15 protein-coding genes are annotated in these 12,331 nt (G+C 32.3%); 8 read left to right on the top strand and 7 right to left on the bottom strand.

Features of this window, described 5'->3' with window-relative positions; translation table 11 throughout:
• The first annotated feature begins 78 nt into the window (after window positions 1–78).
• Window positions 79–1,434: a dGTP triphosphohydrolase gene (dgt, locus tag HNQ03_RS11280; RefSeq protein ID WP_173779788.1), complete on the top strand. Its 1,356-nt coding sequence runs from the start codon at window positions 79–81 to the stop codon at window positions 1,432–1,434.
• Between the two features lie 5 nt (window positions 1,435–1,439).
• On the opposite strand, the gene HNQ03_RS11275 is transcribed toward dgt, so the two are convergent.
• On the bottom strand, window positions 1,440–1,802 hold the full coding sequence (locus tag HNQ03_RS11275; protein ID WP_173779787.1) for a hypothetical protein: 363 nt from the start codon (window positions 1,800–1,802) through the stop codon (window positions 1,440–1,442).
• Window positions 1,803–1,897: 95 nt separating this feature from the next.
• A complete protein-coding gene (locus tag HNQ03_RS11270) occupies window positions 1,898–2,278 on the bottom strand; it encodes a sulfite exporter TauE/SafE family protein (protein ID WP_194305187.1) in 381 nt (126 codons plus the stop codon).
• 144 nt (window positions 2,279–2,422) lie between these two features.
• Between HNQ03_RS11270 and HNQ03_RS11265 the strand changes: the two genes are divergently transcribed.
• Complete coding sequence (locus tag HNQ03_RS11265; protein WP_173779843.1) at window positions 2,423–3,367, top strand: SPFH domain-containing protein; 945 nt, start codon at window positions 2,423–2,425, stop codon at window positions 3,365–3,367.
• A gap of 163 nt (window positions 3,368–3,530) precedes the next feature.
• Here HNQ03_RS11265 and ffh read toward each other — a convergent pair whose 3' ends face one another.
• A complete protein-coding gene (ffh, locus tag HNQ03_RS11260; protein WP_173779786.1) occupies window positions 3,531–4,898 on the bottom strand; it encodes a signal recognition particle protein in 1,368 nt (455 codons plus the stop codon).
• 115 nt (window positions 4,899–5,013) lie between these two features.
• Between ffh and HNQ03_RS11255 the strand changes: the two genes are divergently transcribed.
• Both HNQ03_RS11255 and HNQ03_RS11250 read left to right on the top strand, forming a co-directional pair.
• Window positions 5,014–5,259, top strand: a complete 246-nt coding sequence (locus tag HNQ03_RS11255; RefSeq protein WP_173779785.1) for a ribbon-helix-helix domain-containing protein — start codon at window positions 5,014–5,016, stop codon at window positions 5,257–5,259.
• A complete protein-coding gene (locus HNQ03_RS11250) occupies window positions 5,252–5,506 on the top strand; it encodes a type II toxin-antitoxin system RelE/ParE family toxin (RefSeq protein WP_173779784.1) in 255 nt (84 codons plus the stop codon). The genes HNQ03_RS11255 and HNQ03_RS11250 overlap by 8 nt, the downstream gene beginning before the upstream one ends.
• A gap of 6 nt (window positions 5,507–5,512) precedes the next feature.
• Here the strand turns inward: HNQ03_RS11250 and HNQ03_RS11245 are convergent, their stop codons facing one another.
• Window positions 5,513–7,054, bottom strand: a complete 1,542-nt coding sequence (locus HNQ03_RS11245; RefSeq protein WP_173779783.1) for a serine hydrolase — start codon at window positions 7,052–7,054, stop codon at window positions 5,513–5,515.
• 118 nt (window positions 7,055–7,172) lie between these two features.
• On the opposite strand from HNQ03_RS11245, the gene HNQ03_RS11240 reads away from it, so the two are divergent.
• A complete protein-coding gene (locus tag HNQ03_RS11240; RefSeq protein ID WP_173779782.1) occupies window positions 7,173–7,814 on the top strand; it encodes a uracil-DNA glycosylase in 642 nt (213 codons plus the stop codon).
• A 2-nt stretch (window positions 7,815–7,816) separates the two neighbouring features.
• Here the strand turns inward: HNQ03_RS11240 and HNQ03_RS11235 are convergent, their stop codons facing one another.
• On the bottom strand, window positions 7,817–8,329 hold the full coding sequence (locus HNQ03_RS11235) for a hypothetical protein (RefSeq protein WP_173779781.1): 513 nt from the start codon (window positions 8,327–8,329) through the stop codon (window positions 7,817–7,819).
• A 3-nt stretch (window positions 8,330–8,332) separates the two neighbouring features.
• Window positions 8,333–8,824 carry a DUF456 domain-containing protein gene (locus tag HNQ03_RS11230; RefSeq protein WP_173779780.1) on the bottom strand — a complete coding sequence of 164 codons (492 nt, stop codon included), beginning with the start codon at window positions 8,822–8,824 and terminating at the stop codon, window positions 8,333–8,335.
• Window positions 8,825–8,959: 135 nt separating this feature from the next.
• On the opposite strand from HNQ03_RS11230, the gene HNQ03_RS11225 reads away from it, so the two are divergent.
• From HNQ03_RS11225 to HNQ03_RS11215, 3 genes are read left to right on the top strand one after another with little or no spacing between them, the layout of a single operon-like run.
• A complete protein-coding gene (locus HNQ03_RS11225) occupies window positions 8,960–10,216 on the top strand; it encodes a mechanosensitive ion channel family protein (RefSeq protein ID WP_173779779.1) in 1,257 nt (418 codons plus the stop codon).
• Between the two features lie 34 nt (window positions 10,217–10,250).
• Entirely contained in the window at window positions 10,251–10,970 is a 720-nt protein-coding gene (locus HNQ03_RS11220; RefSeq protein WP_173779778.1) for a pyridoxine 5'-phosphate synthase, read from the top strand.
• A 17-nt stretch (window positions 10,971–10,987) separates the two neighbouring features.
• Window positions 10,988–11,767: an alpha/beta fold hydrolase gene (locus HNQ03_RS11215; protein ID WP_173779777.1), complete on the top strand. Its 780-nt coding sequence runs from the start codon at window positions 10,988–10,990 to the stop codon at window positions 11,765–11,767.
• A 51-nt stretch (window positions 11,768–11,818) separates the two neighbouring features.
• Here the strand turns inward: HNQ03_RS11215 and HNQ03_RS11210 are convergent, their stop codons facing one another.
• Complete coding sequence (locus tag HNQ03_RS11210) at window positions 11,819–12,196, bottom strand: PIN domain-containing protein (RefSeq protein ID WP_173779776.1); 378 nt, start codon at window positions 12,194–12,196, stop codon at window positions 11,819–11,821.
• Between the last annotated feature and the right edge of the window lie 135 nt (window positions 12,197–12,331).

The following is a 12,331-nucleotide window of genomic DNA, read 5'->3' as shown; positions in this document are numbered from 1 at the left end:
AAATTTTTTACAATGTAGAGAATAAAGCAGGGAATATATTATATGATGTACGTTTTTATTTTCATTAAATTTGCCAGCATGAATCTTAATCAGCTTTACACCAACCAACGCAGCGGCAATCATTCTACTTCTGTAGCATCTCGCACAGATTTTCAACGCGATTTTGATAGGATTATTTTTTCTTCTGCTTTCAGAAGATTGCAAAATAAAACACAGGTTTTTCCTTTGCCAGGTAGTGTATTTGTGCACAATAGATTAACGCATTCTTTAGAGGTTTCCTCAGTAGGTAGAAGTTTAGGAAGCTTGATTGGAACTTGGATTGTAGAGCATTGCAAGAAAGATATAAGCCTAGATTCGCAAGAATTTTATTTGCACAATTTAAGCAACGTTCTAGCTGCGGCTTGCCTTTGCCATGATGTGGGAAATCCTGCTTTCGGGCATTCTGGTGAAGATGCAATTGCTAGTTATTTTGAAAGAAATGAAACAGATTTGCTCACCAAATTTAATGAAAAAGAATGGGCAGATTTGGTTAATTTTGAAGGGAATGCCAATGCAATTCGGGTATTGACGCATCAACAAAATGGGAAAGATTTTGGTGGTACACAATTAACTTTTACCACTTTGGCAAGTATTGCAAAATATCCTTGTGAAGCTATCGCGAAAGATAAATCTCACATCCACCGCAAAAAATTTGGGTTTTTTCAAAATGAAAAGGAAACGTTTTTAGAAATTGCAAAAAACACGAATATTCTGCAAGAAAATGAAAACCCTATTGTTTTTAAAAGACATCCTTTTGTGTGGTTGGTAGAAGCTGCAGATGATATTTGCTACCACATAATAGATATGGAAGATGCACACAGATTGGGAATCGTTTCTACTTCCGATTGCGAAAATCTTTTTTTAGATCTTATCCAATCTGAGAATGCAAATTTGACGAGAGTAAAAGATAAAATGGCTTTAATTTCCAATAAAAATGAGCGGATATCTTACCTCCGAGCCAAAGTAATTAATGCATTGATCAATAAATCTGTTCAATTATACCAAGAAAATTTTGCAAATATTCTAGATGGAAGTTTGGAAAAACCACTTTTAGATTTATTTAAAAAAGAAAATCCTGCGTTTCAGGAAATTCAGAAATTTTCTATCGAAAATATTTATGCTTACAAAGCAGTTATTGAAATAGAAAATGCTGGATACAATGTTATGTATGAGCTTTTAGATCATTTTATACCTTCTATATTGAAAGAAAATCACCTTCGGAAGTCTTATGATAAAATGGCTTTAAAACTTTTGCCAGCGCAATTTAATTATCAAAACGGAACAGATTATCAAAAAACTTTGGGCGTGATAGATTTCGTTTCTGGAATGACGGATAATTATGCAACCGATCTTTATAAAAAAATAAAGGGAATTGAAATTGGAATGACCATGTAATTCTATTAAAATTTACGGAGTTTTATTCTGAAAATAATGAATAAAAAAATGCTGAATAGAATATAGATGAACGCAACTATAAAGTAGGGTTTCATCATTCTTAATCCGTCGATATCTTCCATTTGAAAATCGATATTGAATTGAATACAATAAAATAAAACAACTGCGATTGGAATTGCCGTAAACGTTAATAAAGAAAAGAAAGTATTGTTTCTAATTTGATTGTTTAAGTTTAAAAAATACGTGAAAGAACAAACCATCATCGCTCCTAAAAAAAGTGCAGTTAGGTAGATGTCTAAAAATAATTCTAAAATTTTTAAAATAAATTCAAAAAAATTACTTTCTTCTGTATCAATATTATTGAGCACAATTCTAAACCCGATATACAAAATGAGACTAAAAATGAGGTTGGAAAACCAAAATTTAAGTATGAATTTTTTTAATTTTTTATCTGCAGAGGATCTCATTTAAATGCCTTATCCAGAAAAAGCATTTTCAAGGCGATAACTAAAAGTAAGATTGCAAATAGTTTTTTCAATATTTCTTGCGGTATGTGGTTGGCATATTTTCCACCGAAATAGCCACCGATTAAAAAGCCAACTGCCAAAATACCTGCAATTTTAAAATCTACTGTACCTTCTTTATAATATTGAAAAGCAGCCAAAGCACCAATTGGCGGAACCATCATCAATAAGGTAGTTCCTTGCGCAGTCTGCTGAGAAAATCCTAAAAATAAAACCAATGCTGGGATTATTAAAACCGCACCTCCAATTCCCAAGAGTCCACTTAAAATACCAGCAATCACACCGATGATTATTACTAAAATCATTTCTTGTATTTCCATATTTTTATCATTTTGATTGATGCACAATTTACAAAAATTTATTTTTTTTAAAGCTTGAATTAATGCAAATTATCTTCAATAAAAGACTGGAAATATTGAATTAAAATTGTATCTTACCATCTAATATTTAAAATAAAAACGATGATGTATTTCTTAGGTGTTGTAGCCTTTTTTGGCTTTATTACTTTAATGGCCTCCTTTTTTACCGTGAAACAAGAATCTGCTGCAGTCGTGGAAAGACTTGGGAAATTTTTAAAAGTTTGTGATTCTGGATTGCATTTAAAAGTTCCGTTTATCGATCAAATTTCTGCAAGATTAAATCTGAGAATTCAACAATTGGATGTGATGATCGATACAAAGACTTTGGATAATGTTTTCGTCAAGATGAAGGTTTCTGTTCAGTACCAAGTCGTTAGAACAAATGTGAAAGATGCTTATTACAAATTAGAAAATCCGGAGAATCAAATTACTTCTTACGTTTTTGATGTAGTGAGAGCGGAAGTTCCAAAAACAAGATTAGATGATGTATTTGTGAGAAAAGATGATATTGCAAACGCTGTAAAATCTGAATTGCAAGATGCAATGCAAAGTTATGGGTATGATATCATCAAAGCTTTGGTTACAGATATAGATCCAGATGAGCAAGTGAAACATGCCATGAACAGAATTAATGCTGCAGAACGTGAAAAAACTGCCGCAGAATACGAATCTGAAGCACAAAGAATTAGAATTGTAGCCGTTGCAAAAGCAGAGGCAGAATCTAAAAAACTACAAGGACAAGGTATTGCAGACCAAAGACGTGAAATTGCAAAAGGTCTGGAAGAATCTGTAAGAATGCTAAATAAGGTGAATATTGGTTCGCAAGAAGCATCTTCTTTAATTGTGGTTACGCAACATTACGATACTTTGCAAGCAATTGGAGCGAACAATAGAAGTAATCTGGTATTGTTGCCAAATTCGCCAACTTCTGCAAGCAATATGCTAAATGATATGATGGCTGCAATGATTTCCGTTTCTAAACTAGAAGAAGCCGACAAAGGAAACTATCCACCTGCACCAGAAAGATACGGACAAAATCCACAAAACTAATTTTTACAAAAAGTAATATAATAGGATGAGTTTTTGCTCATCCTATTTTTGTGGCAAGTTATGAGAAAGAATAGAAGATTCACTTCAAGCAATTAGCAGTATTGCAAAAAAAAATCCCGAGAAATTTTCTCGAGATTTATAGTATTAAATTGTTTGTCAAAATTTATTTCCCAAACAAATTTCCGCCACCCATTGGCATTTTTGGCATTCCTTTGCTCATCATTTCCATCATTTGTTTACCTTGCGGTCCTTGCATCATTTTCATCATTTTGCCCATTTGTTCAAATTGTTTCATGAGTGCATTCACGTCTTCGATTTTTTTACCACAACCTTTTGCAATTCTGGCTTTTCTTTGGGTGTTAATTATTGATGGTCTGCGTCTTTCATCTGGCGTCATAGAATGGATAATCGCTTCTATACCTTTGAAGGCGTCATCGTTCATATCTACATCTTTTATGGCTTTACCAACACCTGGAATCATGCCCATCAAATCCTTCATGTTACCCATTTTTTTAATCTGCTGAATTTGCTTCAGAAAATCATCAAAACCGAATTCATTTTTGGCTATTTTTTTGTGTAATTTTTTAGCTTCCTCTTCATCAAATTGCTCTTGAGCACGTTCCACCAAAGAAACAACATCTCCCATTCCAAGGATTCTGTCTGCCATTCTTTCTGGATAGAACAAATCCAAGGCTTCCATTTTTTCTCCAGTAGAGATAAATTTTATCGGTTTTTCTACAACAGAACGTATCGTCAATGCAGCTCCACCTCGCGTATCACCATCTAATTTTGTAAGTACAACTCCATCAAAATTCAAAGCTTCGTTGAAGGTTTTTGCAGTGTTTACCGCATCTTGTCCCGTCATAGAATCTACTACGAAAAGAGTTTCATTAGGTTTGATGAAGTAGTGAATGCTTTTTATTTCATTCATCATTTGTTCGTCAATCGCCAAACGACCAGCAGTATCTACAATTACAACATCATGCCCATTTTCTTTCGCAAATTTGATCCCATTTTCTGCAATTGTGCTTGGATTTACCGCGCCTTCTTCTGTATAAACAGGAATTCCAACTTGGCCACCCAAAACTCTCAATTGTTCTACTGCAGCAGGCCTATAAACATCACAAGCAACCAAAAGTGGTTTTTTGTTTTTCTTTATTTTTAAATAGTTCGCTAATTTTCCAGAAAAAGTAGTTTTACCAGAACCTTGCAAACCAGCGATCAAAATAACGGTAGGTTTTCCAGTTAAGTTGATGCCTTCTTGTGTAGAACCCATTAATTCTACCAATTCATCATGCACAATTTTGGTCATCAATTGTCCTGGACTCAAACTCGTCAATACATTTTGTCCGAGCGCTTTATCTTGCACTCTTTTGGTTAGGTCTTTAGCAACTTTGTAGTTTACATCGGCATCTACCAAAGCACGGCGAATTTCTTTTACGGTTTCGGCAACGTTGATTTCAGAAATTTTGCCACGACCTTTGATGTTGTGAAGTGCTTTGTCTAGTTTATCTTGTAGATTGTTGAACATAATTGTAATTTAATGAATTGCAAAAATACGGAATTATTTGCGGTTTTGAAATTGACAATTTAATTATTACCAAAAAAAAATTGGTGTATATTTACACCACATAAAATTTAATATCATGACAAGACAAAGCATCACATTGGCAGAAAAAAACGACGAATGGTTGAAACAGCAAGTTGCTGATCAAGAATTTAACAGCAAAAGTGAAGTAGTGAACTATTTAATAAAAAAAGCGCGCTCCGATAAAGAGTATGATGAATATGTGCAAATGAAAATTGATCGTGCATTGAAAAGTGGTATTGCTAAAAAACAAACTAAAGAAGAAATGCTAGCAGAATTTAAAGGCAGAATAAGAAATGTATAATCTTAATTTAACAAATGAGGCAAAAGCAGATTTATTTAGAATCTACCAAAATGGTTTTCACAAATTTGGCGAATTGCAAGCGGATAAATATTTAGAACAATTTTATTCAAATTTTGAAAAAATAGAGTCTAATCCATTTATGTTTCCTCAAGCAATTGATAAGCGCGGTGTTGATACTATTTTTTACAATATTATCGGTTTCGAAATTGAAATAATTACCATAATTGGAAGGCAAGATTTTTCTTAAAAATATTTATTTCACCCTCACCAAATCTAAATCTTCAAAATCAAAACTGAAATCGGTTACATCGGAAATTGGTTTTAATTTCGCTGATGCTGCATTGCCTTTTTCATCAAATATAAAGGTGATAAATACATCTGCATCATAACTTTTATCATCAAAATTTACAATAAAAGAATCTGCAGAATAGGGAAGTAGCGTCCCTTTCAATCTTGGCGAAGTTTTGCTGTAAAATCTTACTGTTTTACTTTCTTTTTTTAGTTCTACATTTCCAAACCAAGCATCTTTGTAAGTTCCCAGATATTGGTTTTCCTTTGGAAATTTTCCATCTTTCGCAAATGCTGCAGATTCTGCAAATACTTTCTGCTTTCCTTGCTCCATTTTTGCAAAATAATTAGTCATTCTTTCTCCATAATTTTTCAACCAATTTCTATCTTCTATTCCGAGATAAGAATCTTTTACGGTATTGGTAATGGTATTAAATGCTGCACCACTTTGTTGGTTCGTCAATACTATAATTCCCAATTTCATATCTGGTAAAAGTGTAAATTGTGTAACCGTACCTATCAATCCACCAGTATGTTGCACTTGAAATTGCCCTTTTACATCACTCAAAAACCAACCTAAACCATAACCATAAAAATGAGTGTCGTACGGATTTTTTGTTGCAACTGTTATCGGTCTTTGTATTTGCCACAATTGTTGAATTTGCTTATCTGAAACTAATTTTTTACCATCTTTTGTGGTGAAATTATTCATCAAGCAATCTGCCCAAATCGCCATATCTGTTATATTGCTCATTATTCCACCTGCTGCATTGGCAGTTTCATTCCAATCATGCGGAACTTGCACGGATTTTCCGTTTATTGGTGCATGTGCATCTATTTTATTGCTGATGTTTTTTGCTCTATTGTAGCTTCCAAAACTTGAATTCATACCTACAGGTTTCAGGATTTTTTGTTCGATGAAATCTGCCCATTCCATTCCAGAAATTCTTTTAATCACTTCTCCAGCTACGATGAATAATACATTATTATATTCCATACCATCTCGGAAAGAATAGTCTGGTTTCAAATATTTTACGTTATTGATGATGTCTTGCACAGACAAAGTTCCACCTTCTGGGAAAAACATCAAATCTCCTTGTCCAAGTCCCAAACCAGCACGATGTGTAAGTAAATCTTTTATCGTAATTTCTTGGCTTGCATAATCGTCATACATTTTAAATTCTGGGATAAATTTAGAAACTTTATCTTCCCAATTCAATTTTCCTTCATCTACCAAAATTGCCAAAGCTGTTGCCGTAAATCCTTTGGAATTAGAAGCAATTCCCACCAAAGTATTTTCGTTCATTGGTTTTTTTGTAGTTAATGATGCTACACCAAATCCTTTTGCATAGATGAGTTTTCCATCTTTAATAATCCCAACAGACATTCCAGGAACATCAAAAGTCGTCAAAGTGTTTTTAATTAAATCATCTAATTTTTTGTCTTCAATTTGAGCGAAAAAAAATGTTGTTATTAGAACTAAAAGAATAGAAAAGTAGCGTTTCATAATATTATTTAAAAAGTATTTCAAATATAAGGAATTTAAAATCTAGAATTTAATAATTCTGAAATTGAAATTATAAAAGTATTTTTTTTAAATTGTGAACGATTAAAATTAGCAATAAATGAATTGGACAGAAATTCTCTCACCTATCAAGGAAACTCAATATTTTCAAGATTTGTGGAACAATGTGGAATTAGAATACAATACTACGAAGTGTTTTCCACCCGAAAGACAAATTTTCCGAGCTTTAGAATTAACGGATTTTGAAGATATAAAAGTAGTGATCATCGGTCAAGATCCTTATCACAATGAAAATCAAGCAAATGGGTTGTCTTTTTCTGTTTCTAATGAGGTGAAAACTCCGCCTTCTCTTCAAAATATTTATAAAGAATTGGCCTCAGATTTAGGGCTTATCAAAACTACAAATGAATTGGAAGATTGGGCAAAGCAAGGCGTTCTACTTTTAAATAGTACACTTACCGTGAGAGCACACACGCCAAATTCTCACAAAAATTTAGGTTGGTCTGTCTTCACAGATTTCATTATTAAAGAAGTTTCTGAGAAGAAAGAAGATGTAGTATTTGTTTTGTGGGGTGCATTTGCGCAAAAAAAAGCTTTGCTTATAGATACAGCAAAGCATTTTATCATTCAATCGCCGCATCCATCTCCTTTTTCATCATACAAAGGATTTTTCGGCAGCAAACCTTTTTCAAAAATTAATGAATATTTAAAGTCTAAAAAAATATCTGAAATAAATTGGTAAAATTAATATGTATTTGAGTTTTCTAGCTCACTTTCAGCTATCTTCAAAATTTGAATGGTAATATTATTCTTTCCACTATTTGCTTTTTTGCTTTCAGAATTTTCCGGATAAGGATTTAGTTCTTGCAAAGAAATTTTGTATCCATTAAAAATAGCGGATCGGGAATATCCTTTTGCTGCGTCGTCTATTGTGGCAAGTTTTATTGTTGATGGTCTGGTGTAAGTTCCCATAACATTTAATTCTACAAGAGCAACTCCTGCCCAAATGCAATTTACATCTTTCGGACATCGGCTATCTTCGCCAATTTTCACAAAAGTTACATTCATTTCTTGATCTTTAAAAAATTGAGTTTTACCTTCATCTAATTTAAACATAGTTTGTATTTGAGAACCATTTTCATTCTGCGTTTTATTATTTTCGACAGTTATTGTTTTTGCTATAGGTTTTTTCACTTGGCTAGAGCAAGAGAACATGAGTAAATAAGAAATTGCAGCAATGAATAAATGTTTCATCATTATTTAGTTTTTAAAAATATCTATCACTACAACCAAAAACATTGCCAATCCAACCATTAGATTAAAAGCTGTTCCGTATAAAAACCCTATCAAAGCACCTTTTGTAGAGTTGAAAGCCTTTTTTCTATCTGAGGAATCATGCAGCAATTCCCCGACGAAAACCCCTGCAAACATACCGATAAGAAAACCAAAAGGTATTGGGATGAAAAACATTCCCACAATAGTTCCGATTACAGAACCGATGCTTCCCCATTTTGTTCCGCCATATTTTCTGTTGGTTTTTGCGGGAATTACATAATTTAAAACTGCAGAAATTGCTGTTAAAATTCCGAAAATCCATATCCAAATCATTCCAATATTTGCACCTGCACCATATTTGTATAGTAGTAAACCTGCAAAACTGAGTAGTAACCCTGGTAAAACAGGTAGAAATGTGCCGATCATTCCTGCTATTAACAAAATAATACTCACCACAATATAAATTTCCGTATTCATCTTTGGTTTAATTTTTTTTAAAAGTAATGAATATAATTTTGTTGAAGATGTGATTTTAAAAATTTTATTTCACAAAAAGTATTAAAACCTTTCTTTTAATGTTAGAAAGATTTTATTATTGTTAATTTTGCACTAATGGAAGAATTAGTACAAACAAAAGATTTTTTGCAAGACATTAGCGATTTGTGGCATTCATTCGTGATAGATAATGTTGCGAATGGATGGCAGTCTATATCTTTAGTAGTAGGCAAATTCCTTATTTTTGTAGCCATAATATATTTAATAGATACTATATTTAAATTTCTCTTATATTTTTCTTTTAAATATTTTGTAGATGAAGAAAGATTTCCAATGTTGGTTGCCATTCAAAAATCAAAAATCACCAATTCTATTGCACATTTAATTGCATTAATTTTTGGGAAATTTGCATTTGCTTCTATATTTTATACAAGACCTTCTGCCTATCTTTATTTAGATAAATTGGTAGATATTGGCGTCGTAATAGTAATTGCAGGCATGACATTCCGTTTTTTGAAAGCTTTAGAATATTATTATTTAACAAAAAAAGATTTTTACAGAATTGTAGCTTTAAGAGCTGTATCACAAACGATCAAAATATTTGGACTTTTTATATTCTCAATCATCGCAATCAGTATTATTTTCGGGATAAAAAGCGGAACTATTCTTGGAAGTTTAGGAGCAATAACAGCCGTTTTGGTTTTAGTTTTCCGAGATACAATTTTGGGTTTCGTCACAGGTTTGCACGTTGCTACATCTAGAAATTTGAAAGTAGGAGATTGGATAGGAATTCCAAAATATAATCTAGAAGGTTTTATAGAAGATATCAATCTATTAACCACAAAAATTCTTTGTTTTGATAAAACTATTTCTACCATTCCAACCTACGATTTGCTATCTACAGAAATAAAAAATCTACAAGTAATGTCCGAAACAAATACGAGAAGGATAAAACGTTCTATAGTATTTAACATCAATTCATTCCAATTTGTAGATAAAATTTTATTTGAAAAGTTATCGCACCTCAATTTGTTAAAAGAATACATGGAAGAAAAAAGACCAGATATTTTTCCAGAAAATCAAGATTCTACCGTCAATATGAATATTATGAATGGTGAACAATTAACGAATATTGGTTTGTTCAGAATTTATGCCCTCAATTATATCAAAAATAATAAACACATAGACCAAACCGGAGATATGATGGTGCGCCAAATGGAAAGCACACCGCAAGGTTTGCCTTTAGAAATCTACTGTTTTACCAATGATTCTGTTTGGCAAAACTATGAAGCCATACAATCTGATATTTTTGATCATCTTTTGGTGGCTTCCAAAGAATTTAAACTAGAAGTTGTACAACTTTCTAAAGCATAGAAATATTTTTAAAAATTTATTTTAACTAAAAATAATGACAAAATTAAGTGTAAATATTAATAAAATTGCGACCATTAGAAATGCGAGAGGCGGTTTGCTACCAAGTGTAACAGAAGCTGCTATTAAATTGGAAGAATTTGGTGCACAAGGAATTACCATACATCCAAGACCAGATGAAAGACACATCACCAGAAAAGATGTGTACGATCTAAAACCTTTGGTAAAAACTGAATTTAATATAGAAGGGAATCCGCATCGTCCGTTTATAGATATGGTTTTAGAAGTAAAACCAGAGCAAGTAACTTTGGTTCCAGATGGCGAAGATGCCATAACTTCCAATGCTGGTTGGGATTGCAAAAAGCATTTAGGATTTTTACAAAATGTGATTGCAGAATTTAAAAATGCTGGAATTCGAACTTCTATTTTCTTAGATCCAAACCCAGAAATGGTGCAATTTGCCAAAGAAACTGGTTGCGATCGGATAGAATTATACACGGAAGCTTACGCCACAAACTATCCTATAAACAAAGAAGAGGCGATAAAATTGTATATAGAAACAGCTTTAGAAGCCCAAAAACATGGATTAGGCATTAATGCTGGTCACGATTTAAGTTTAGAAAATTTAAAATATTTTGCAGACAATATCCCCAATCTGTTAGAAGTTTCCATTGGTCACGCTTTAATTTCTGAGGCGTTGTATATGGGGATGGAAAATACGGTGCAAGCGTATTTGAAGAGATTGGCGAAATGGTAATTATAAAGTAAATAGCAATGAACAATATCTTACACTCAAAAATATACGGAGAACAAAATTCTACCACACCACTTTTAGTTTTTCACGGCTTGTTTGGAAAGCTGGATAATTGGGGAAGTTTTGGCAAAGAAATGGGTGAATTTTTCCCCGTTCATTTGCTGGATTTAAGAAATCATGGCAAAAGTTTTCATTCAGAAAATATGTCTCATGACGATTTGGCGAGTGATATTCTCAATTATATGTCTGCAAACAATATTGAAAAAGCCAACCTTCTCGGCCATTCCCTCGGTGGAAAAGCCGTGATGCAATTTGCCATAAAATTTTCTGAAAAAGTGGAAAAATTAATTGTAGTAGATATAGCGCCAAAAGCGTATGCACCACATCATCAAGGAATTTTGAAAGCTTTAAATACCGTAGATTTCGCCAATATAAAAAGCAGAGGAGATGTAGAAGATGTTTTGTCTGCATATATTCCAGAAAAATCTGTCATTTATTTTCTTGCAAAAAGTCTTTTTTGGGATGAAAATAAAAATTTAAAATGGAGATTTAACCTCAAAACTTTAACAGAAAAATACGAAGAATTTGTATCTAATGCAATTACTGCTGGGATTTTTTCGGGAGAAACATTGTTTCTAAAAGGCGAAAAATCCAATTATATTTTGCCAGAAGACGATTTTGTCATCAAGCAACAATTTCCCAATTCAACTATTGTAGAAATAAAAAACGCCGGACATTGGACGCAAGCAGAAAATCCGATAGACTTTAATAAAGAAGTTTTAAAATTTTTGTCAAAGTAAAATTTTCTCTACATCTTTTGTTTCTAAAAAATAATCGTGATAATTTTTCTTTTAGAGGCCAGAAATAAGCTTTTTATCACCGGTCCATATTTTAGAATTTAGTTGTAAAGCCAATGCCAAAAATGGGGTGTCTTTTGGATCAATATTTTTTAGTAATTCAAACGCTTTTTTCCAATTTTCTTCGAAAATATTTTCTTCACTCATAAAGTTGATGACTTTCCAAATTGAGGATTTTAATAAATTAATGGAATGTTGATTAAGTTTGGAATGCTTCTCAATTTTCTCATTGTATTTTTCAATTTCATCAATTAAAAATTCAGGTGCAACGAAAGTAATTTCATCTTGAACATTCATCAACAATTCGCCGATTAAAGAATTAGGGTTCAAAAGTGTACTAAAAACAATGTTTGTATCTACAATGACAATCATTTTATGTATTTAGTCAGCCATTAAAAACTATTTAAACAATTGATTAATAGTTATTTAGAAGTTATAAAGTTTGTTTATATCTGCAAGAAAACGTATCTTTATGTAATAATCCTTGCATATTTTAGTCATGATTTC

This window comes from Frigoriflavimonas asaccharolytica (assembly GCF_013294015.1).
GTDB classification, from domain to species: Bacteria; Bacteroidota; Bacteroidia; order Flavobacteriales; family Weeksellaceae; genus Frigoriflavimonas; species Frigoriflavimonas asaccharolytica.
This window is presented reverse-complemented; position numbering and strand designations above follow the sequence as displayed.